At 61.7% G+C, this 22,925-nt stretch carries 19 protein-coding genes; 18 read left to right on the plus strand and 1 reads right to left on the minus strand.

What is annotated here, in order from left to right:
* The first annotated feature begins 38 nt into the window (after positions 1-38).
* From FJ972_RS25120 to FJ972_RS25135, 4 genes are all read left to right on the plus strand, one after another.
* The gene (locus tag FJ972_RS25120; RefSeq protein WP_246674174.1) at positions 39-1,154 is read left to right on the plus strand and encodes an alkene reductase; all 1,116 of its coding nucleotides are present in this window, start codon (positions 39-41) and stop codon (positions 1,152-1,154) included.
* A gap of 89 nt (positions 1,155-1,243) precedes the next feature.
* A complete protein-coding gene (locus tag FJ972_RS30370) occupies positions 1,244-1,534 on the plus strand; it encodes an SDR family NAD(P)-dependent oxidoreductase (protein WP_411969792.1) in 291 nt (96 codons plus the stop codon).
* An 86-nt stretch (positions 1,535-1,620) separates the two neighbouring features.
* Entirely contained in the window at positions 1,621-1,833 is a 213-nt protein-coding gene (locus FJ972_RS25130) for a hypothetical protein (protein ID WP_181168590.1), read from the plus strand.
* Positions 1,834-2,370: 537 nt separating this feature from the next.
* A complete protein-coding gene (locus FJ972_RS25135; protein ID WP_140524737.1) occupies positions 2,371-2,769 on the plus strand; it encodes a hypothetical protein in 399 nt (132 codons plus the stop codon).
* 154 nt (positions 2,770-2,923) lie between these two features.
* Here the strand turns inward: FJ972_RS25135 and tssH are convergent, their stop codons facing one another.
* Positions 2,924-5,683 (minus strand): type VI secretion system ATPase TssH, encoded by a 2,760-nt coding sequence (gene tssH / locus FJ972_RS25140; protein ID WP_140524738.1) that lies wholly within the window; start codon positions 5,681-5,683, stop codon positions 2,924-2,926.
* Between the two features lie 321 nt (positions 5,684-6,004).
* On the opposite strand from tssH, the gene tssA reads away from it, so the two are divergent.
* From tssA to FJ972_RS25210, 14 genes are read left to right on the plus strand one after another with little or no spacing between them, the layout of a single operon-like run.
* Complete coding sequence (gene tssA, locus FJ972_RS25145) at positions 6,005-7,177, plus strand: type VI secretion system protein TssA (RefSeq protein WP_140524739.1); 1,173 nt, start codon at positions 6,005-6,007, stop codon at positions 7,175-7,177.
* A 5-nt stretch (positions 7,178-7,182) separates the two neighbouring features.
* A complete protein-coding gene (tssB, locus tag FJ972_RS25150) occupies positions 7,183-7,722 on the plus strand; it encodes a type VI secretion system contractile sheath small subunit (protein ID WP_140524740.1) in 540 nt (179 codons plus the stop codon).
* 2 nt (positions 7,723-7,724) lie between these two features.
* Positions 7,725-9,230, plus strand: a complete 1,506-nt coding sequence (tssC, locus tag FJ972_RS25155) for a type VI secretion system contractile sheath large subunit (protein ID WP_140498288.1) — start codon at positions 7,725-7,727, stop codon at positions 9,228-9,230.
* 45 nt (positions 9,231-9,275) lie between these two features.
* Entirely contained in the window at positions 9,276-9,731 is a 456-nt protein-coding gene (locus FJ972_RS25160; RefSeq protein ID WP_115143971.1) for an Hcp family type VI secretion system effector, read from the plus strand.
* Positions 9,718-10,473: a type VI secretion system baseplate subunit TssE gene (gene tssE / locus FJ972_RS25165; RefSeq protein ID WP_140498535.1), complete on the plus strand. Its 756-nt coding sequence runs from the start codon at positions 9,718-9,720 to the stop codon at positions 10,471-10,473. Before FJ972_RS25160 ends, tssE begins: the two co-directional genes overlap by 14 nt.
* A 1-nt stretch (position 10,474) precedes the next feature.
* Positions 10,475-12,349: a type VI secretion system baseplate subunit TssF gene (tssF, locus tag FJ972_RS25170; RefSeq protein ID WP_140524742.1), complete on the plus strand. Its 1,875-nt coding sequence runs from the start codon at positions 10,475-10,477 to the stop codon at positions 12,347-12,349.
* A complete protein-coding gene (gene tssG / locus FJ972_RS25175) occupies positions 12,313-13,380 on the plus strand; it encodes a type VI secretion system baseplate subunit TssG (RefSeq protein WP_140524743.1) in 1,068 nt (355 codons plus the stop codon). The genes tssF and tssG overlap by 37 nt, the downstream gene beginning before the upstream one ends.
* Positions 13,377-14,849, plus strand: a complete 1,473-nt coding sequence (tagH, locus tag FJ972_RS25180; protein WP_140524827.1) for a type VI secretion system-associated FHA domain protein TagH — start codon at positions 13,377-13,379, stop codon at positions 14,847-14,849. The genes tssG and tagH overlap by 4 nt, the downstream gene beginning before the upstream one ends.
* A 3-nt stretch (positions 14,850-14,852) precedes the next feature.
* Complete coding sequence (gene tssJ / locus FJ972_RS25185) at positions 14,853-15,305, plus strand: type VI secretion system lipoprotein TssJ (protein ID WP_140524744.1); 453 nt, start codon at positions 14,853-14,855, stop codon at positions 15,303-15,305.
* 38 nt (positions 15,306-15,343) lie between these two features.
* Positions 15,344-16,678 (plus strand): type VI secretion system baseplate subunit TssK, encoded by a 1,335-nt coding sequence (gene tssK / locus FJ972_RS25190; RefSeq protein WP_140524745.1) that lies wholly within the window; start codon positions 15,344-15,346, stop codon positions 16,676-16,678.
* A gap of 4 nt (positions 16,679-16,682) precedes the next feature.
* Complete coding sequence (icmH, locus tag FJ972_RS25195; RefSeq protein WP_140524746.1) at positions 16,683-18,005, plus strand: type IVB secretion system protein IcmH/DotU; 1,323 nt, start codon at positions 16,683-16,685, stop codon at positions 18,003-18,005.
* 1 nt (position 18,006) lies between these two features.
* Positions 18,007-21,543, plus strand: coding sequence for a type VI secretion system membrane subunit TssM (gene tssM / locus FJ972_RS25200; protein WP_140524747.1), 3,537 nt, complete (start codon positions 18,007-18,009; stop codon positions 21,541-21,543).
* A complete protein-coding gene (tagF, locus tag FJ972_RS25205; RefSeq protein WP_140524748.1) occupies positions 21,525-22,070 on the plus strand; it encodes a type VI secretion system-associated protein TagF in 546 nt (181 codons plus the stop codon). Before tssM ends, tagF begins: the two co-directional genes overlap by 19 nt.
* Positions 22,071-22,072: 2 nt before the next feature.
* Positions 22,073-22,921 carry a DUF4150 domain-containing protein gene (locus FJ972_RS25210; RefSeq protein WP_140524749.1) on the plus strand — a complete coding sequence of 283 codons (849 nt, stop codon included), beginning with the start codon at positions 22,073-22,075 and terminating at the stop codon, positions 22,919-22,921.
* Positions 22,922-22,925: the final 4 nt, after the last annotated feature.

The raw sequence follows: 22,925 nt of genomic DNA on the forward strand, positions 1-22,925 counted from the left end.
TCGATCTAGGTCCCGTCCACCTCACGAGCCGCATCGTCATGCCGCCGATGACGCGCACCCGCACCTCCGAGGGTGCTCTTCCGACAGATGGCGACCTCCCGAACGAACTGACCGTCAAATATTACGGTCAGCGAGCTAGCGCCGGCCTGATCATCTCCGAAGTCAACGACGTGGATCAGTCCAGCCACGGCTACGCGCGGATTCCCGGGATTCACTCCGAAGCCCAGAAGCAGGCCTGGCGCCCGGTGACCGAAGAGGTTCATCGTCAGGGCGGCACCATCTTCATGCAGCTGTGGCATGTCGGCCGACTGGCGCATTCCTCGCTTCTGCCGAACGGCCAGGCGCCAGTGGGCGTGACCGCGGAACAGGCCGTCGGCTCAGAGGTGTTCGCCCATGGCCCGGACGGCCGGTTGCGCTTCATGGCGGCAGAGACGCCGAGGCCGCTCAGCACCGAGGAAGTGACGGCCATGGTGGGAACCTTCGCCAAAGCCGCCGCCAATGCGCGGGAGGTCGGGTTTGACGGCATCGAGATCCATGCCGCCAACGGCTATCTGATCGAGCAGTTCATGAACTCGGTGCTCAACACCCGCACCGACCGCTACGGCGGCGGCAGCATGGAAGATCGTGCGCGCTTCCTGATGGAAGTCGTCGACGCGGTCGTGGCGGAATTCGGCGCGGGACGCGTGGGGGTTCGCCTTTCACCGTTCGGCAAATATGGTTCGATGCCCGCTGATCCGCTCGTCGAGGAGACGTTCCTGTACATCGTCGAGCAGCTCGGGCGCCGCGGCGTGGCCTATGCCCATCTGCTGTATGAGCTGCTGCCCGACGGCAACATGGAATCGGCCACGTTCGAGGCGCGCCATCTCGACCACGACATGCTCGCCAAGGCGCGAGCGTCGTTCCCCGGCGCATTCATATGGTGCGGCGGCTTCAATGACGTCGAGCGCGCCCAGGCAGCGCTCGATACCGGGCTGGTGGACCTGATTGCCTATGGCAGGCCGTATATCGCGAACCCGGATCTCGTCGAGCGTCTTCGGAGCGGCTGGCCATTGGCCGTAGCGGACCGGTCCGTCTATTACACCCGCAATGGCGACGTGGGGTACACGGACTTCCCCACCTATTCGAAGAATGGCGCCGCAAGCAGGGCCGCCTGACACGACGATAGGCCGAGCAGGAGTCCGGCGCAGCGCCACGCACTCCTGCCGGTCGAGACGACCTCCATAGGTTCCGGCGGAGTCGCCCTGTGCCCGCGCAGATCCTGGATCTGGGTGCGCCTGACCGCCCTTCTTTCACTACAGGCAGAAACATCATGACAAAGCGAACATTTCTCGTCACCGGCGCCAGCAAGGGCATCGGCCGCGCGCTCTCGGCGCGGCTCGCCGCCGCCGGTCATCACGTTGTCGGCATCGCTCGTGGCGATGATCCAGCGGACGAGCTTGGCGTGAAGGCCATCGCGAAATGGAGGAGCAGCCCGCCTCGAGGCCATTGGCAGGAGGCGGGCGTGAGGATTAAATATTCGCTTGTGCTAATATAAAAATGACGTAACGTAATGTCCGGCATCTTGAGGATGCGCAACCGTGGGGGAGTACGATGAGAGTTGCTATATTTTGCGCGGCTATCATGATCGCTGCGACTGGTGGCACCATTGCCAAGGAAAAGAAAGTGGTGGTCGGTGATGCTGCGGCCCTGTGCTCTACGAAGCACTCGACCAAGAAGCAGGTGAGAGATCTGGACTGCGGTTTGACTGGCACGGCCAAAATGCCGGATGGAGCAACCCCGGAAAAGCCGCGCCTCGGATATGACACCGATCCGTGGATGGTCATTGGCTTTTAAAGCTGGCTGCAGATAGCCGCCAACTTGCGGCGTGGCCGATGGTCGCCAGGTACTTGGAATGACACTCGTATCAAATTCCAGCACGACCAAACGAATTACCGCAATCCACCAGCAATCCCCAATTGCCGTGAGCCCATCGGGCGCTTGGCGAATTGGGACGTGGTTTCGGCACGACTACCTGCCGACGAAGTAGCTATCTGCGCGCCGATTGTCGCTGATTGTCTATGGAATTTTTTTACTTTTGTTTTCAGTGTGTTACGTTGCAGATTGGCGTATTTTCGGCGGCGTTTGAGTGGGGGTCAGTAATGATCCGGTGGTGGGCCGAACTCGATGATCCTGCCACGATGCATGACAGAGAACCGCCCGCCAAAATGGGTGACGACGGCAACATGGCATGGTGCACCGGCTTGTATACGACCTGAGGCGTCACGTTTGCACTCACAAAGAGCTCAATCTCGGCCCTGCGATATTCATGGATGAGGCATACGTGTGTTAGTTGTGGTAAGGAAATGACGCATTCTTTTCATGGAGATTGCGATGAGGGAGAGAACGATTGAAAGCGGCCTCAGCCCGCAAATGCAGGAGGCCATTCCGATAATTCGACGCGTTTTCAGACAACATGCGCCGAGGCGGCTTGAGCTTGAGCTTACTGCTGGAAAAGAGTGGTATAATCATTCCCGCTGGTCCCTGCATCATTCCGGCAATGCGGTTGATATTAGGACGAAAAAGCTGGCGGATCGCGGGACCGGTATGTTGTCAATCCTTTTAGGATACTTTTTGCAGCAGGAACTTAACTCTGAACTTGGCAAGGCCAAGTATTTAGTCCTGGTGAACGATCAAGGGCCTATGTTTCCGCATATTCACGTTCAGTATAATCCAGGGGCCAGAATGAGCACACCTGGGGACTATGACGGCAAGCGACGGCGAGAGGTCTAGCCGCCCAAAGGAACTCATTTGCGTGCTTGGTTGCCTTTTGCACGCTAGCGCGGACAAAAGCCTCGCCGCGCTCTTGCGCCATGCCGTGGAAGGCATCCTTCAATCCACCGCGGGACGCAAAAGCCGTTTGATGCGCCGGTACCATCCGCCCAAATTACTCGAAGAAATAAGTAAAGCCCCCGTCGGAGGCTCCGACGGTCACCTTCGTCATCTTTTCACCGTCAAGCGACCGGTTGAGCACGCCGCGGCTTAATTCCGGCAGAAGCGTGTTGGTTAAGATGGCATCGATCATCCGCCCGCCGGATTCGATTTCCGTGCAGCGCGCCCTGACCAGATCGATGACGCCGTCGCCGATCACCAGTTCCGCGCCACTGGTTGCACGCAGCCGGCGAGCGATCCTGGCGAACTGATGACGGGTGATCGCCTCGATCATCGAATCCGACAGCGGGTAGTAAGGAATGGTTACCACCCGTCCAAGAAACGCCGCCGGAAAAACCTTCAGCAACGGCCGGCGCAAGGCCGTATCCAGATCTTCGAGGCCGGTCCGAACCGTGCCGTTCCTCGTCCGGTCCATGATGACTTCGGAGCCGACGTTCGAGGTGAGCAGGATCAATGTGTTCTTGAAATCGATGCGCCGCCCTTCGCTGTCGTCCATCATGCCCTTGTCGAAAACCTGGAAGAAGATTTCGTGGACGTCCGGATGCGCCTTCTCGACCTCGTCCAGCAGGATCACCGAATAGGGTTTGCGCCGAACCGCCTCTGTCAGGATGCCACCCTTGCCGTAGCCGACATAGCCGGGGGGCGCTCCCTTTAAAGTCGAGACAGTATGCGCCTCCTGAAACTCCGACATGTTGATCGAGATCAGGTTCTGTTCGCCACCATAAAGCGTCTCCGCCAAGGCCAGCGCGGTTTCGGTCTTGCCGACGCCGGAGGGGCCACAAAGCAGGAACACCCCCACCGGCTTTTCCGGCGCGCCGAGCCCGGCGCGGCTGGTCTGCACACGCTTGGCGATCATCTCCATGGCATGCTCTTGGCCAACCACGCGCTCGCACAGAGTGGCCGCGAGCCGGAGGGCTTTTTCGGTCTGGCTCGACAGCATGCGCCCCGTGGGGATGCCGGTCCAGTCCTGGACCACCGCGGCCACGGCATTTCGATCAACCGAGGGCAGGATCAGCGGCGCCTCGCCTTGCGCCTCGGCCAGTTCAGCCATGCGTTCGCGCAACCGGGTAAGATCGGCGACCGGATCAGGTGGAAGTCCATCGGCAACAGCCGTTTTCACTTTGGGATCGGATGCCTTGTCCTTGGGCGTTTGGATCTCAGGCAACTCAGACTCAGAGGCGTTGGCATCCGCTGGCGTTTCCATCGCATCGAGCGGCATACCGTCGCCGCGCAGCCGGGCACGCAATTCGAGTATCTCGGCAACTAAAACTCTTTCGCGGTCCCAACGTTGTTGCGCGGCAGCCAGCGCGACCCCTGTTTCGGCAAGTCCGGTGTCGACCCGTGCCTGCCGTTCGGTCACCTCGATCCCGATCGCCGCCTCACGATCGATGATGCCGTGCTCGACCTCCAGCGCCTGGCGCCGCCGTATGATATCCTCGAGCTCGGCCGGCGTGGCATGCTGCGAGATTGCGACCCGGGCGCAAGCGGTGTCGAGAAGGCTTACCGCCTTGTCGGGTAGTTGCCGCGCCGGGATATAGCGGTGTGACAGGCCCACTGCCGCCTCGATCGCCTCATCCAGTATCTGCACCCGGTGGTGCTGCTCGAGAACTCCGGCCACCCCGCGCAACATGAGAACGGCCACAGCTTCGGAAGGCTCGTCGATCTTTACCACCTGAAACCGACGGGTCAGCGCCGGGTCTTTTTCTATGTGCTGCTTGTATTCAGCCCAGGTCGTTGCCGCGACGGTACGCAGTTCACCGCGTGCCAGCGCCGGCTTCAGGAGATTGGCCGCGTCGCCGGTTCCAGCAGGGCCGCCTGCGCCGATCAAGGTGTGAGCTTCATCGATAAAAAGGATAACCGGTGTTTCGGACGACTGCACCTCGTCGATTACAGCCTTAAGCCGTTTTTCGAACTCGCCCTTTACGCTTGCCCCGGCCTGCATCAAACCGACATCGAGCATGCGCACGCTGACGCCCTGTAGCATCGGCGGTACATCGCCCTGGGCAATACGCAAGGCGAAGCCCTCGACGACCGCGGTCTTGCCTACCCCGGCTTCGCCCGTCAGGATCGGGTTGTTCTGCCGCCGCCGCATCAGGACATCAACGATCTGCCTGATCTCGGGGTCGCGGCCGACGACGGGATCGATCTTGCCGTCGCGGGCGCGCTGGGTCAGGTCGGTGGCGTATTTCGCCAGCGCCGAATCCCCACCCGGAGCCCGCCGTGGCATCTCCGTTGCGGAGACCGTGGTCGAGGTGCCAGCTTCGAGTGAGCCCTCCATGACATCGGCGAACCGCGCGATCACCGCGTCGGCGTCGATCTCGTCGAATGCGCCGCTGATCTTCGACAGCAGGCCTTCTAGGACCGGGGTCTTCAGGCAAGCGAGCAGAATATGCGCGCTGCGGACTTCCTCGACGCTGAACTCAAGCGTCGCCAAGTTCCAGGCCTCCTGGATGGCATGAAAGATGTGGTCGGAAAATTCCTCGATCGATGTGGCGCCGTATGGCAGCTTGTCCACGGCGCGGGTCATATCGGCCGTGAGCCGGCTGGCATCCACTCCCGCATCGGCGATGATCATTTGCACGTCCGAGCGATCGGAAAGCACCAGTTGCTCGATGAAGTGGACGAGTTCGACGTAAGGGTTGCCGCGCAGCTTGGCGGTGTCCGCGGCTGCCTTGAAGGCGCGCACGCCGACAGGATTGAGCTTGCCGACCAGTTCCTTACGCTTGAAGCTCTGTGACGACCGGCGCTGTTCCATCGAACCTGCTCCTGCAATCTGCCAGTCGACAACCTGCCACATAAGCCGTCGCTTGACAAAGCGCCTGATGGACGGCGTCGCCAAGGCCGTTCGCGGGGCCGTCAGCCTTTGGAAACCCGAACCACTGGCGGCAGAAGAATTCGCGCATCCGTGTGGTGTATTTTGCCGACTGGGTTCGGCAGTCTCGCCAAGCCATCCCATAGCGAACACGCGGTGGTCAGCTTTCGTTAGCTTTTAAGCAGCGGCTTTAATTGGCGTACGGCACATCAGTGTGGTAACCTTGGGTCAGGTGCCGTTGAGGGCCGGTCGCTGGGGGTCTGTGTGATTGATGTCGCACTTTGGCTTACTCCGCTCGACGGTGAAAATCCGTCAGGGGAGGATTTGCGCAACGACCCGGCCTTCCATGAGCTGGAGCGACTGACGGAACAGCAGAAGAAAGTCGAGTTCCAAGGCAGCAAAAACACTGAAGTCGACGTTCCGATAGACTGGCCTACCGTGCTTACCAGGGCTGAAGAGCTGCGGTCTCACGGCCGGGACCTGCGCCTTCTCGTCATTGTTACGCGTGGACTGGCCAACGAGCATGGGTTGGCCGGCCTGGCTGCCGGCCTGACCCTCATCGCGCAAACCGTCGATCAGCATTGGACGACCATGCATCCGGCCCTGCGGTCCGGTGCCACGCCGCGCGAAGCAGCCTTGCGCCGCATCAATGCGCTTACCGACCTTCAGAACAGCCAGGACGGTCTACTCAAAGATTTGCGGAAAATGACATTCTTTGCGCCGCGCGCCATTGGGCCGATCCTGGGCGCGGATCTGGAGAAGGGTTCGCTTGACGAGCGGGTCATGCTGCAGGAGGCTGCTTCGGGACTGAATGCGGCCGAGAAGGCGAAGCTGGCAAGCGAGCACAGCCAACTGGTGAACCGGGTGCGCAGCGCATGCGCGGCGCTGATTGATCAGGCCGGGCCAGAAATGACGTTGCTCATAGCCGACGCCCGCGCCGCGATCGCCGCTCTCGAGAGCGTCGAAGCCGCCTTTAACTCCCGCCTCGAAGGCGCTGGCGCCACGCTTCCCGAGTTAAAGCGGTTTCTGCAGCGTCTGCTGACGACCCTCGAACGAAACGCGACCGGTGCCACTGCCGCGAACGGCCTCGCAAAGCCGGTCGCGACGCCAGCAGAACCGGCAGCACGTGTTCGCAACGGCCATGGAGCCGATACGATGGCAAGCGTGGCAAGCTACGCAAAATCCGGCGACAGCGGCCTGCCCGACCGGATCTCCTCGCGCGACGACGTCGTCAAATGCCTCGATCTCGTCGTCGCCTTCTATGACAGCACCGAACCGTCCAGCCCGATCCCGCACCTGGCAAGGCGCGTGCGCCGAATGGTGCATATGGATTTCGTTGAACTGATGGAAGATCTCGCCCCGTCGGGACTGAAGGAATTTCGGCTTCTTGCCGGCGTTCCCGATATCAAGAAGACGGCACAGAAAGATGAAAGGTAAGACACATGCCAGCCGAAAGCAAAGCCAAGGTCATCGAACGAAATCGCGCGCCACGGGTGCAGATCGCCTATGACGTGGAAACCTACGGCAGCCCGACGACGATCGAACTGCCGTTTGTCATGGGCGTGATGGCCGACCTTTCCGGTGCTTCGCAAACTAAGGAAGCGTCAAAGTCGGTTCTGGACCGCTCCTTCGTCGAGACCGACGCGAACCGCTTCCCCAAGTTCATGGAGGCGCTCGGACCCCGCGTCAAAGCGCGGGTGAAGAACACGCTGCCGCAGGCCGAAGGCCAAGAGCGCGACGAGGAACTGGCACTCGATCTCACCTTCACCAAAATGGGCGATTTCGCCCCCGACAAGATCGCCGAGCAGGTTCCGCAACTGGCCGAGATCCTCAAGATGCGTCGTCAACTCGAGGAATTGCTGGGCTTCATGGATGGCCGCGTAGACGCCGAAAAACGTATCGCGCAGTTGCTGAACAACGAGCCACTTCTTGGCAAGATCGCCAGCCAGGCGCTGGCTGACGACGACAAGACGGGAGAATAACCATGGCCGAACAGCAAAAGACCGCCACCCTCGCCGCCGAGGCCGAAGCCATAGACCTTGGAGAATTCAGTGGACTCCTCGAGAAGGATTTCAAGGTCAAGAAGGACGACAGCGAGAAGCTGCAGCAACTCGTGCGCAATCTCGCGCTCGCAGCGCAGTCCCGTTCCGACACCACAACCATCTCGTCCAATGCCATCAAGTCGATCAAGTCGCTGATCGCCGGTATAGACAAGATGCTGACGGCTCAGGTCAACGAGATCCTGCACGCACCGGAAGTGCGCGAAATGGAAGGCACATGGCGCGGCCTGTGGTACCTCGTCAACAACACCGAGACCGACCAGAAGCTTAAAATCCGGGTGATGAACATTTCCAAGGAGCAGCTGGCCGACACGCTCGAAGACTACGAAGGCCAGATGTGGGATCAGAGTCCGATCTTCAAGAAAGTCTACACAGACGAATATTCGATGCTTGGCGGCGAGCCGATCGGCTGCGTGATCGGCGCCTACGAATTTTCCAACCACCCGCGCGACGTCGGTCTGCTACGCAACATCTCCGGCATCTGCGCTTCTGCGCACACGCCTTTTATCGCGGCCGCCTCGCCTCGACTGTTTCGTATGGATAGCTGGCAGGAATTGCCGAACCCTCAGGATCTGCAGCAGATCGTTTCCAACCCGGCCTATGCCTCCTGGCAGTCGCTGCGGGAAAGCGAGGATGCTCGCTACATCGGGCTGACCATGCCCCGCGTCCTGGCCCGGCTGCCATATGGCACGGACACCGTTCCGGTGAAGGGCTTCACCTTCGAGGAAGAGGTGCAGGGCGATCACAACAAGTATGTCTGGATGAACGCCGCCTTCCCGATGGGCGTCAACATCAACCGCAGCCACAAGTTGTTTGGCTGGGGTACCCAGATCCGCGGCGTCGAGAACGGCGGAACGGTGCTTAATTTGCCGGTGCACAGCTTCCCGACCGATGATGGGTCGATAGCGATGAAATGCCCCACGGAAGTCGCCATTGATGACCGGCGTGAGGCGGAACTCGCCAAGCTTGGCCTGATGCCGATCCTGCACCGGAAGAACACGGATCTTGCGGCTTTCATCGGTGCCCATTCGTTACAGGACGACGAAACGCGCGCCGGCCGACTGGTGGACCCCGATGCGCAGTCTAATGAGCGGCTGAGCGCCAACTTGCCCTACTTGTTCCCGGTTTCGCGCTTTGCGCACTATCTCAAAGCCATAGCGCGAGACAAGGTCGGGTCGTTTAAGGAACGCTCCGACATGCAGATCTGGTTGACCGAGTGGATCAACCGCTACGTGCTGGCCAACCCGGCCTTTGCCGACGACAAGGCGCGCGCCAAGCGCCCGCTCGCCGCCGCCGAGGTCCAAGTGGACAGCGTGGAGGGGCGGCCGGGCTACTACAACGCCCGCTTCTATCTGCGCCCGCATTACCAGCTGGAGGGCATCAATGCCTCGCTTCGACTGGTGTCGGAACTGCCGTCCGTTAAGACTTGATTGCAGCAACAACAATCTTTTTTTTGACAATGGTGGAGAGAGACAATGCCAGTAAAGATTGATGGTTTTCTGAAGGTTCCCGATATCAAGGGCCCCAGCACCCGCGACGGCCACGATGATGAGATCGAAATCCATGGCGTCGACTACAAGATGGTCGCACCCTATGACCCGAATTCGCTCTCACGTCGGGGGCGCGTGTCCATGGGCATGATCAAGTTCATCAAACACTACGACAAATCTTCGCCTTATCTCAAGAAAGCCTTGTTCGAGAACAAGGCCCTCGATGAAGTGGTGTTCTCGGCACGTCGGACGATCGATGGCGAGACTAAGGATTATCTGGTCGTCACCCTCACCGACGCCTCGATCATGGAATACGACATGTCGCAGGCCGAGGATGAGGAAGACCTGATCCAGGAAGAGGTCAGCTTCGCCTACAAGAAGATCAAGTTCGTCTATGACGGCAATGATGAAGCCGAAATGGATGTCTATGTCGGCAAGTGAGGGTCGGCGACCCGACGCTGGCAAGCAGCACAGTACCGGCAGCTTGCGGGCAAAAAGCGAGGCCGTCCAGCCGTCGCTTTGGGATCGCCTCGTCAATGACCTGCCTGGTCTGACCTCGGAGATAGACGGGCTGCGCCATGTCTTGCTCGACGAGCTTGGCGCCGACCGTGTCGACGCCCTCGTTGGCGCCAGCGCGCGGGCCATCGACGCTGATGCCGAACTCACAGCCGAGCAAAAACGGCGTCTGCATCGATTGGCCTTTCAGACCCAGCATCGGGTCGAGATCGAAAGTCGCGGCGTTGTGGTGTCAGCCCGCGTGCTCAGAGAAGCAGTGCGGCGTGACGTCGAGGCGCTCTTCAACACCGAGCGCTTCGAGGCCACGCCGCTCCTGTCCGATCTGGAAAATGAACAGGTATCGGACAACCCACCGTCGCTCGCAGATTTCCCGGAGGTGCGCCGGAGCGTGGTCAATTACGGCGTCCCCTCCTTCTCGGGCAGGTCTTCGCGCGACTTTGATCGCGATGTGCTGGCGCGTGAGATCCGTGCGGTGCTCGCCACCTTCGAGCCCCGCCTCAAGGAAAGCGCAACAAAGGTCACAGTGACGCTTGGCGACAAGACCGCCGGCCTCAAGATCGAGATTGACGGTGTGCTGATCATAACCCCGACACCGGAACGCATGCGCCTGCGCACTACGATCAATCTCGATAACGGCGCGGCGCGGACCGAAATCAGGGACGCCTGAGATGGATCGGGTCTTCGTCGAATATTACGAGGAGGAGTTGACCCACATCCGCGGCCTTGCGGCCGAATTTGCCGATATGCATCCAGCGGTCGCGCGCAACCTTTCCCTCGACACGGTCCCCTGTCCGGACCCCTATGTTGAGCGGCTGCTGGATGGCGTGGCTTTCCTCGCGGCGCGCACCCGGCTAAAGGTCGACGCCGAGCGTTCGCGATTTTCGCGCAGTGTGCTCGACGTTCTTTATCCCGATCTGGTCACCCCGGCGCCGGCAACGGCGATGGTGGTGCTCAAACCAGGCCAGCAGGTCCAGACCCTGCTCGACGGCCACGTCGTCAGGCGCAACACCCGGCTGGTTTCCAGCCTGCGGCCCGGCCTTTCGACGCGCTGCACTTTCTCGACCGCGCAAGAGACGACCCTGTGGCCGATAGCAATCACTTCGGTCAGCTATTTTCAGGACCGCAGCGCGTTGGCGGCGGCCGGGATGGCCACGGTCGGCGGTGTGCGCGGCGAGGCGGCGCTCCGCATCACGCTGGCCCCGACCGGAAAAGGCAAGCTCCACGAATTGACGCTCGACCGGCTCGATATTTATTTTGCCGGGCGAACCAAGGCGCCGCTGCTATTCGACGCGATCTTCGGCACTTGCTCAACCGTTGGCGCACGCGCTGAGGGCAAGAGCAACCCGTTGTCGCCCTTGCCAGCGCCCGAAATGGTTGGCATCAGCGACGACGAAGCCTTGATGCCGCGTACCCGCCCGACATTCGAAGGATATCGCCTCCTGCGAGAATACTTCATAATGCCCGAGCGCTTCCACTATGTGCGGGTTTCGGGGCTACAGCCTGTCGTGCGTCGATGCGACGGAGGGCTTGAGATCGTCTTCCAATTCAGGCGTCCGGTGCCAGAGTTGGCCGATCTGACATCGGCCGACTTCGAACTTTTCGCAACGCCGATCATCAATCTTTTCGAACGTGAGTGCAACGTCGTCGAGATCGATGCGCGTAAGACACGCCAGGTTTTGCATGCAGACCGCACGAGGGCGCGCGACTTTGAAATCTATCGGATCATTCGTGTTGAGGACGCCGACACCGAAGGCAACGACGCCGAAATTCCGGAACTGTTCAGCCTGGGGCAGAACAGCGGCAGTGGGTGGGTCTACTCAACCGAGCGGCGCCCTCGGCGCGCGACCGAAGACGAACGGCGCGACGGTCTAACGCGCACGTCATACACCGGCGACGACGTTTTCCTGGCCGTATCGCGACCGCTCGCAAGCCCGGCGTACCGACCTCTGAAGCGTCTCGACGTCGTAGCACTGTGCACCAATCGTGACCTGCCGATCCTCGATGACAATCCCACATTGACGCTTGAGGCCGGCGACCCGGTCGAAATCGTCAGGCTCCTTGGAGCCCTGCGTCCACCGCAGCCGGCGATCCCCGCAGCACTGCCCACAGGGGCCGAGGGTGAATCGCGCGCCGACGATCTCGCCTGGCGGCTGGTGGCACAGCTCATGCTCAACTTCCTCAGCCTTGCCAAGGAGGGCCGCGGCGTCGACCCGTTGCATGCGCTTCTCGATATCTATGCCGACCGAGGCGATCCCAGCCTGGCTCGCAATGTACATTCGATCGCCCGCATCGACTCGCGGCCCGTCGTGGAGCGGCTTCAGATCGAGGGGCCGATGTGCTTCGGACGCGGCACCGAGGTGACGTTGCATGTCGATGAATCCATCCTGGCTGGCCAAAGCACTTTGCTGCTTTCGGCTTTGCTGGCGCGGCTGTTCGCCCGATATGCCGGAATAAACGGTTTCGTGCGGACCCGCACGCGGCTGCTGCAGAAGCAGGAGGATGTGCCATGGCCGATGACGCCCGGCAATCGCTCCCTGATCTAGACAAGCCCAGCCCAAACCCCGCTGAAGGTCTGTCCGAAGGGTTCGACTTTTTCGAATTGCTGCGCCGTCTCGAACAGCAAAATGCCGTGTTCGGCCATTCCGGCCGTCCCGACCGTGAGCCGGCAAGGCTTGGCCAGCATGTGCGCCTCGCCTTCTCGGCCAGGGACCTGGTCCAGTTCCGCGAAGCCGACAACGGCAAGCCGGCCCGGGTCACGATTGCAAATCTGGGTCTCTTGGGCCCCGAGGGTCCAATGCCGCTGCATCTGACGCGCTGGGTGCTCGACCGGCTGTCGCAGCGATGGTTCGCCGGGGCCAACGCACAGCTGACCAGCGACACTACTTTCGTCGACTTCGTCAACATTCTGCAGCACCGCATGATCGCCCTTTACTATCGGGCGTGGGCGGATGCGAATCCGGCCGTTCAGGTTGAACGCGCGGTCGGTGGCCGGGTTCGCGCCATGCTTGCGGCCATGGCCGGTATCGGACTTCCCGGCACCCGAAACATCGATCTCGACATGGTGAAGCTTCGCCAGGCGGCTTCGCTCGCCAGCCAGGTCGAGGGCCCGGAACGACTGACGCTGTTCCTGGCGGAAGCCTTCAAGGTGCCGGTAAAGATCAAGGAATTCGTCGCCGCCTGGACAACCATACCAGCAGGCCTCCAGACCCGCCTCGCAAAATCCTTTGCTGTGCTCGGTCGGGGGGCGACGATCGGCCCACGCGTTTTCACCCGCCAAAGCAGGATCGAACTGCGGCTCGGCCCTTTGAAGTATGATGATTTCAAGACATTCCTGCCGGGCAGCCAGCGGCTCAAACTGTTCCAGTACGCGGTTCGCGACATGGTCGGAGAATCTCTCGATGTCGATCTGCGTATCGTGCTTGCGCGTGAAGCAGTGCCGCCGCCCCGTATTGGAGCGGTGCAGCTCGGCCGAACCGCCTGGCTTGCGCGACCCGCTGAAAGGGGAGATGCTGATGATATGCGGCTGCGCACAATCGTCGGATGGCGGCCGGAAATGGCGGGGGGCGCGGCATGAGTCTGCTGCTAACGCTAGAGCAAGGGCCACGCGCCCAGGCGGTGCGGCAAACTCGCCTGGACGAAGGTGAGCTGGTGATCGGCCGCAGCGCCGATGCAGGCTGGCAGATCGATGATCCCGACATGTTCGTTTCACGTGCTCACTGCAAAATCTCTGGCGGGCGAGATGGATATTTCGTCACCGACACATCGAGCAGCGGTTTGTTCATAAACGATTCCGATAGCCCGCTTGGTCCAGGCAAGTCCGCACGCCTTCAAAGCGGCATGCGGCTCAGGCTGGGCGATTACGTCGTCTGTGTCGACCTGCAGATCGCGGCCGCTCAAGCGCCCGCAGTCATCCAGCCGGTACCAGAACGTCTGCCAGCGGCATCGCGGGCGCCGGTAAGCATCGGCCGCGATGACTTCTTTTCCGCCAAGGTCGAAGAAGCGCCGCAACGGCCTCGACCTGCTGATCTGCCGAACCCGTTCGAGCAGCCGATCCCAGGGGCGTTCGAACGCGCGTCTTCCGGCCAGCGCAACTCGCCTGCTTTCGACGACCCGTTCAGCCTCAATCCGGTTTCAACGCCGGTGTCAAAAAGCGCCGCCGCTTATGTCGAGCAGGGCGGGGTGGCCAGCCGGGCGGATCCATTCAGCTTCGACCGGCCCCCCTCTCCCAGCCACGGAGGCGAATCCGCAGCGGGAAAGCTGTCCGACTTCAACGACGATTTTGGTTTCGGACCGGTCTCCTCGCCCAGTTCGACGAATAACTCGGCCTCGACCGGACAGCGCGAGCGCATTGCCCAACGGCCACCATCCGCCAATCCCTGGGATATTCCCGCGCAACCGGCCGATGTCCTGCCTCCAGCGCGCATGGGTGCTGCTTCCAAACCTGCCCGGCCGCCGGCAAGCGCGCAGCCTGCCGAGATGGCGCTCCGCGCCGCCTTTTTGCGCGGCATGGGCGTCGAGGAAGCCGATTTCCCCGGGCGCGACAGCATCGTGGAAATGGAGAAGTTCGGCCGCGAGTACCGGCTGATGATGGAAGGACTGATGCAGCTTCTGCGCAAGCGGACCGAGGAGAAAGGAAATGCTCGCGTCGCCCAGACAATGGTCGGTGCTTCCGAAGTCAATCCGCTCAAATTTCTTCCGACGGTTGACGACGCCATCGTGACGCTGGTCGCTGAGCGCAGCCCCGGATTTCTCGCCGGGGAGGCGGCAATCGCCGATGCAGTTCGCGATCTCGCGCAACATCACGTGCGCGCTTGGCGAGGCATACAGGCCGCTTTGCGACGGATGATCGATCGTTTCGATCCCGCAGCGATCGAGGACGAGCTGAAATCGAATTCGGCGATCGGCACCCTGCTTTCGGGCGGGCGCGGCGCCAAGCTGTGGGAGCTCTATCAAAAACGCCATCGCGAAATCGCCGAAAGCGCGGAAAAAAGCTTCCTTGGCGAAATCGGCACTGATTTTCGAGATGCATATGAGGAGGAGTAAGCCATGATCGACCGACGTGAATTGATGATTGCCCTGGGCGCGGCCGGGCTGGTTGCAGCGTGCCAGAGCGGTCCGCCAAAGCCGTCGGTGATCACCGTCAACGTGACCGGCGGGGCCGGCATGAATCCGGGGCCAGGTGGCGGCGACCGGCCGGTGACGGTTCTCGTGATGCGGTTAAAAAGCACCGGTAAATTCAATTCCGCCGACTATTTTGCGCTGCAGGGGGATGCCGGCAGCGCACTCGCAGGAGATCTTATCGGGTCCGACCAGATCGCCGTCGGGCCCGGAAAATCCGCATCCAAGACCATCACTGTCGAGCCGGACGCGACGGCTCTGGGCTTCGTTGCACTGATCCGCGAACCTGGCGGCAGGAACTGGCGGACAACCAAGTCGGTGTCGCCGGGATCAAAATTCACCATCAATGTCACGTTGGGCAGCGGCGGCATCTCCGCCTAGCAGCCAAGGTAAGGGAGCTCAATGCAGAGAGTAGCGGCATGAGCGATGCAAACAGGGTGCTATGGTCCGAAGGACTTTTCCTGCGAACCCAGCATTTCCAGCAGCAGGATCGTTTCTTCGAGGCGACGGTGCGCGGCGCGTTGCAGGCCGGACAACTGCATACGTTCGGCTTTCGACAGCTGACGCTGGACCAGGCATTGCTGGAATCCGGCCAGGTCGCGATCCTGTCGGCCCGGGGCATCTTCCCGGATGGGACACCTTTTTCCATTCCGGATTGGATGGACGCGCCGCGACCGCTGCCGGTCACCCCCGAGACGGGCGCAGGGCCGGTGCTGGTCGCCTTGCCGCTGGAGCCTCCCGGTGGTGTCGGCTTCGATCCGGCACACGCCGCCGCCTCTGGAGCGCGATATCACGGGCGGATCGTTTCGGTGCGCGACGCTGTCCAGGGCGGTTCGGATCCTGAAGAAATAGAAATCGCCCGTCCGCAGGCGCTGCTGCTTGCACCTGGCAAGTCGGTTGGTGGCTACACCGCCTTGCCGATAGCCGACCTCAACGGAGTTCGAGCCGATGGCGGCGTCTCTCTGGACGAGACCTTCCTGCCACCGGCACTGGTTACCGGCGCGGTGGCCTGGTATCGGCAATTGCTTCTGGAAGTTGTCACCGGCCTCGACCAGATCGCCGAGGCGCATGGCAAGATGGTCATGGGCGGGCCTGGGCGCAGCGTCGAAGATCTGTTGACGCTCAATCTCGCCAATGCGGCGCGTCCGCGTCTGGCTCACATGCTGGCGCAGGATGTCTTCCATCCGGCCGAGCTTTACCTGGAACTCGCCGGGCTCGCCGGTTCGATGGCAACTTACGGATCGAGCGCGCGGCGGCTGGGCGAGTTGCCCGCTTACGATCACATGGCGCCCGGCCCTGCCTATTCGGCGCTGGCGGACGCGCTGCGCTCGCTCATTCTCAGCCTTCGTTACATCGAGCCGAAATCGCGTGCGCTGCCTGTCATGCGGCACTCGACCAATGTCTGGAAAATTCGCATCGACAACCCAAAGCTGCTGGTGGCCAGCCGCATCGTCATCCGGGTCGGCTCGGAGCTGTCGGAGGATGCCCTGCGCAAGATCTTCGTCAATCAGGCGACCGTCGGCTCGGCCGACGAGTTCGAGGGCCTGTGGAAATCGCGCTTGCCGGGCATTCCGCTAAAGCCGCTTCATTCCCAGCCACGCGAAATCCCCTACGACGGCGATCGACTGTGCCTCGAATTGGATCAGAAAAGCGAACACTGGGCCTCGCTGCTCGACGCACCAGGCTTCGTCATCGGTGTTTCGGGCGTGTTGCCAAGCGAGCCGCAGGTGGACTGCTATTCGGTGAACAGGTGAGATCATGAGCCGCGATGATCCTTTCGGACTGTCGGAGGATCGCGAACGCACTCGCATACGATTGAGCGGCGCGCCGATGCCAAGGCCCATGGCGCCACTTTCGCCGGGCGCACTGGTAAAACGCTCTCGCACCCACCCGAACGCGCTTGTCAACGCCTTTGCGCCCTTGCTCGAGTTCGCCCCCGAGCTCGAAAGCGCAATGCCGCCAGACAATCCGGAAGTCTTGCGCACCCGTTTGCTCGAAGAACTGGTTCGGGCACGCGACACGGCTATGTCGACGGGGTCCTCGATGGAGCGAGCCGACCAGGCAGCCTGGGTGGTGGCTGCGTTGCTCGACGATCTGGCCCTGAACACGCCTTGGGGCGGGGCCAGCGCCTGGCCGCGGCAGCCGCTCGTCGTCATGCTGCGCGGCGATGTCGATGCCGGCACGCAATTCTTCACGCGACTCGACGAACTGGAACGACATCCTAACCGGGACCGAGAATTGCTTGAACTGCAGTACCATTGCCTGGCGCTCGGCTTCCGTGGCAAATATCGCGTGCCCGGCCGCTCAGGCGACCGCTCGCTCAATGCGGTTCGCGTGGCGGCGGCCCGCTTCCTGCGCAATGCCGACGCCGAAGGCGCGCCTTTAGCGCCAAACTGGAAAGGTGTCATCGCCTCCGACCAGCCGCAGCGCTTCATCGTGCCGATCTGGGTCATGGCGCTCGGTGCTGCGGTTGCAGCCGCGGCGATCCATATCGGGCTGTCAATGGGACTGAGCAGCCAGGCGGTCGAGCTTTCCGCACTTGTTCGTGCCCTGCCACCGCCTGCCCGCGGCGACATCACCCGCGCGTCGCCCAAAGTCGACGCCCCGCCACCGCAAAAAGTGGATTTTGCGCTGTTGCCGGAATTCCAGGCGGGGGCGCCGGCCGAGCTCAAATCTGCTCTCAGCGGCACCGAGAGTGTTTCACTGGCCAAGCTGATCATCCAGGCCTCCAACCCCGAACTATTCCAGTCATCGCGGCCACAACTGACCGATGGTTTCGAACCCTTGATCGGTTCGATCGCCAAGGTGATCCTCGCCAATCAGGAGCTGATCGGAAACATCACGGTGGTCGGCCATACTGACAGCGTTCCTTTGCAAAAGACCAACCCGCTGTCGACCAACCAGCGCCTATCCGAGGCTCGCGCCCGGACGATTGCCGACATGCTGGTTCAAAACGGAGTGCCGCAGGATCGCGTCCATTCGGAGGGCCGGGCAGCCACCGATCCTGTGGCCAGCGACAGCACGCGCGAGGGGCGAGCCTTGAATCGCCGCGTCGAGGTGCTCGTCGAAAAGAGGCTGTGAGATGTTCATCCTGCGCTTCCTCTGGGCGGTCCTGACATCGCGCTGGCTGTGGACGCTGATCGGCCTGACGCTGCTATCCCTGGTTATCTGGATCTTCGGTCCGATCGTCAGGGTCGGTCCCTACGAGCCCTTCGCCTCCGAAAATGTGCGCATCGTCATCATCGCGCTGCTGGTCATCTTCTGGCTGGTCTGGCTGATCGTTGCCCAGCGTCGGGCGATCCGCGCCAACCGGATGTTCGTGGCCGAGATTGCCGCGCCAGCGGTGGAAAAGCCGCTCAGCCCAGGCGAGGAGAACGTCGCCGCCGTGGGCGCCAAGTTTGCCGAGGTGATGACCGAACTGAGGCGCCGCAAGCTGGGCGGGCGCAAGTTCCTGCGCGAGATGCCATGGTACGTCATCGTCGGGCCGCCGGCGACCGGCAAGACCACCGCCTTGCGGCAGTCCGGACTGAATTTTCCGATCGATCTCACCGACGACTTGCAGGGGGTCGGTGGCACGCGCAACTGCGACTGGTTCTTTTCCGAAAACGCGGTTCTGATCGACACTGCCGGCCGCTATGTCCAGCAGGAGAGCCAGCCGGATGTCGACGCGGCCGAATGGCTCGGTTTCCTCGACCTCTTGAAGAAACATCGCGGCCGCCGTGCGCTGAACGGCGTGATCGTCGCGCTTTCGATCGACGTCCTTTCGGAGGGCGACGAGGCCATCAAGGCGCACGGGCGCAAGATCCGCCGCCGGTTGGCCGAGCTCAACGACCGCCTTGAAATCCGCCTGCCGGTCTATCTGATGCTGACCAAGGCCGACCTGATCAAGGGCTTCGAGCCCTTCTTCGGCGGTCTGTCCACCGCCTCGCGCGAACAGGTGTGGGGGACGACCTTCGCGCTGGATGCGCGCGTCGATGGCAAGACCATCGAACGAGAAATCGCGACGCTGGCGACCGAACTCGAGCGGCGCTTGGTGACGCGCCTGGAGGACGAGGACAAACTCGCCGCCCGTGCCGAAATCTTCAGGTTTCCCGCCCAACTGACAAGCTTGTCCGAACCGATTCAGGTGCTGGTCGAAGCCATGTTCGGCGAAAGCCGGTATGAGGAGGCTGCCTGGCTGCGCGGCCTCTACCTGACATCGGCGACGCAGGAAGGGGCGCCTATCGACCGGCTGACCGCCGCGCTGTCTTCCTCCTTCGGTCTTCCGCCGCGGCGCGCCCTGCCCGCATCTCGGGTCGAGAAACGCAGCTTCTTCCTGAAGAACCTCCTCACTGAAGTCATCTTCAAGGAAGCAGGCCTCGGTACATTTGACCCACTGGCGCAACGCCGCCGAGCCTGGATCTGGCGCGGCGCCGCTGCCGCATGCGCTGCGGCGGCGTTGCTGGCAGGCGGCCTGTTCACCTGGTCCTATTTTGACAACCGCCATGCGATCTCGGCGCAGGCAGGCCAGTTCGAAGCGCTGCAAACGCCGCTGACCTCCGCTGCCGCAACCCCGGCATCGGTGGAGCGGCCTGCCATGGACGGCGCGCTCGAGGCGATGGACGCGGTCGCAAATGCCCGGACAGCACCGCCGGGCGCTGCCCACGATCTGCTTGGCCCATCGGCCTCGGCGGAACTGGTCAGGGCACAGGCCGACACTTATGACCACGCCCTCCGCAACGTGCTCGAGCCCCGGATGGTGGCCCTGCTCGAGGCGACGATGTGGCGCCAGATCCGCGATCCCGACTTCATGCTCGGTGCGCTCAAGACCTACCGCATGATGACGGGCCTGTCGCAGATGGATCCAGACTACGCCCAGAACTGGTGGGTGAACAGTCTGCCCGAATTCGCGGCCGCGGCGCCATTTCCGACAGCCGACGCCGAAGAGCATCAGCTTGCCGCGATCCGCCGGATGACGGTCGACGAAAGCTATGTCGCGCCGGACCAGGCCCTGGTTGCCGAAGCTCTGAAAACGGTCTGCACGATTTCGTTGCCGGCGCGTGGCTACAAGCAGTTGTTGGCCGATCCGGCAGTGGCCGGGCTGAAGGAGTGGATACCGGCCAATTTCGCCGGCCCAAACGGCGGCAAGGTGTTTGCACGGCGTTCGGGCAAGACATTACGCGTCGGCATTTCGGGCGCTTTCACCTATTCCGGCTTTCACGACGTCATTCTCGACCGCATCGACGATGTCGCCGCCCAGGCGGCGCTCGATCGTGCGGTTTTCGCCGGCGGTTGCTCGGAAAATGCCGAGACATCCGTCTCGGCGCTGTCCGAGGATATTCTGAAGCTCTACTACGACGACTACATCGCGCAATGGGATAGCTTCCTGCGCGACATGAGGCTTGCACCATTGACCGATCTCAATGTCGCCGGCGAAAACCTGAAAGACCTCTCAAGTGCGGATTCAGCGCTGAAGCGGCTGCTTACGGCGGTCGTTCAGGAGACAGAACTGACCCGTTCCGACGAAGCGCCTGCCGACGACAAGGCGGCAGCCAAGGGCGCTTCGAAACTGCTCGGCAAGCTGGGCAAGCTGGGCAAACTGGCGACATCGGGTGCGAAACTACTTCCCCGCGCCGGATCCGCCAGTGAGGTGGACCTGACCGGCAATCTGGTGGCCGAACATTTCAAACCGCTGAAGAGCACCATCGCAGAGGTCGACGGCCAGCCACCGGCGCTGGATGCTGCCGTTGTCGCACTGACCGCGCTTTCGAACGTCCTGCAAACGGTCACCGCGAACCCCAATCCACAGGACGCCATCAAGAAACAGGGGGGCCTTGCCGAACTGACGGGCGCGGTGGCAAGGCAGGCCCAGATCCTGCCCGATCCCATCAACAGCTGGTTGGGCGGGATAGCCGGCGACACCAGCAATTTGACTCAAAAGGCGGTCACTTCGGAACTCAACGCCATCTGGCGGGCCGACATACTGCCTTTCTGCCAAGCGGCGCTGAACAATCGCTATCCCTTCAGCGAAGCCAGTGCGGTCGACGTCAACGTGCACGATTTCGCCCGCCTGTTCGGGCCGGCCGGGCTGATCGACGGTTTCATCAACGACCACCTGATCAATTATGTCGACACGACCGGCGAGCCTTGGAAGTGGCGCGCCGATTTCGGCCTCGACCCTTCGGCGCTGGCGGCGTTCGAGCAGGCCAGGCACATCCGCGACGATCTTTTCCCCGGGGGTGCCGGACCGGTGATGAGCTTCACGCTCGAACCGAAGGATCTGTCTCCCAACCTCACGCGCGTCACGCTCAATCTCGATGGCCAGAGCCTCGTCTACTACAACAACGCAACGCGGCCGCAACCGATGACCTGGCCCGGCAAGGACGGCACCGGGGTCATTTCGCTCGCCTTCCAGCCGATCGACGGATCGCCCGAAATCATGCTCAACGAGACCGGCAGCTGGGCATGGCTGAGGATGTTGCGCAGCGGCCGATTCACCGGAACCTCGCTTTCGGATGTCTACAGTCTGCGCCTGGGCACGAAAGGCATGTACGCCGATTTCGAGCTCAAGGCCGCCAGCGTCGAAAACCCCTACAACCTCGAAATGTTCAAGAAGTTCACATGTCCCGCGCAGATATGAACGCGCCCGGCTTCTACGGCAAGATCCCGGCGACGGGGGATTTCGTCGCTTGGAACCTGCCGCGGACTTTTATCGACCGCTGGGACCGCTGGATGTCGATGGAATTGCGCGCGCGGCCGGATGAAGGTGAGGACCTCGACAACCGAGTCTGGCGCTTCGTCGTTCAGGACGCGATCTTTGGCGACCAACCCTGTGCTGGCGCCTGGCGCATGAGCCAGGACCGTATCGGCCGCCGCTATCCGTTCGTGGTGACGGGGTTGGGTGCGACGCCCGATGCATCCGATCCTTGGTTTGAGGGTGTGGCTCGGATCGCTAAGTTGACTGTTGAGCACTATTGGGAGCAGGAACGTGTCGCCATAACGTTGCAGGCTCTCGATCCACCCACCTCGTTCTCCACGGTCAAACGCATTGCATTTTGGACTGATGATTGGGAGGTGCAAGAATTCGCCTTCGCCGACATCCATGATCTCGCGAACAACGCCCTACCGGCCATGCGCGCCGCGCGTGCCATGCCGAGGGGATTCTGATCATGGCACTCAGCGTCTACGCAGAGAAAATGGGCTTCTTTCACAAGGGCAGCAACGGCCAAGGTATCGCACCAGGCGATGTCTGTCTCTCGCCGCCATCCCCACCCGCAGGCCCGGTTCCGGTACCATACGTCAATATGCTGTCGTCGTCGGATCTGACTAAGGGCACCAAGAGTGTCAAGATCGATGGCGAGCCGACGGCTATCGAGAATGCATCGGAGATCTCGACCAGTACCGGCGACGAACCCGCCACGCAAGGCCTCGGCGCAGGGGTCGTGACCCACAAGATAAAGGGAAAGGGCGTCTTCAAGTTGTGGTCCTTCACGGTAAAGGCGGAAGGCAAGGGCGTCGACCGTCATGGCGATATGATGGACCAGAACACCGCGAGCGACCCGCCGCCCAATTGCGTCAACGTCGCTGCGTTCAACAAATTCCTCGCGTTTCTATTGGACAATTTCATTTTGGGTCCATGCCCACCAAATCCGAAGTTTGAGCGGACCGAAAAGCGAACGGCTGCCCAGCGCGACAAGGTGAACGGACAGGAATGTTGGCAGTGTAAGCAGGACAGTGGAACGAGCAACACTACTTGGAAAGCCTCAGAGCCCGGGAAGGTAGAGCCGACAGGGCCGGGCAAGCCGTTGAAAGACAAGCCGTACATGACCCATGACCATCAGCCGCCGCAGGTCTTGGCTTGGCACATGGGTGGTTGTCACATGGGACTGGAAAAATTTCAGGAGCACTTCGACACCGCTGATTCGGTCATGCCTCACTGCAATAAGTGTTCGAACAGCCAAGGCTCGAAAGCCCGTAAATACGCGAAGAACTTCAACGGCAGTGCAGCAGCTCTGTAAGGGA

The organism is Mesorhizobium sp. B2-1-1 (genome assembly GCF_006442975.2).
GTDB lineage: Bacteria > Pseudomonadota > Alphaproteobacteria > Rhizobiales > Rhizobiaceae > Mesorhizobium.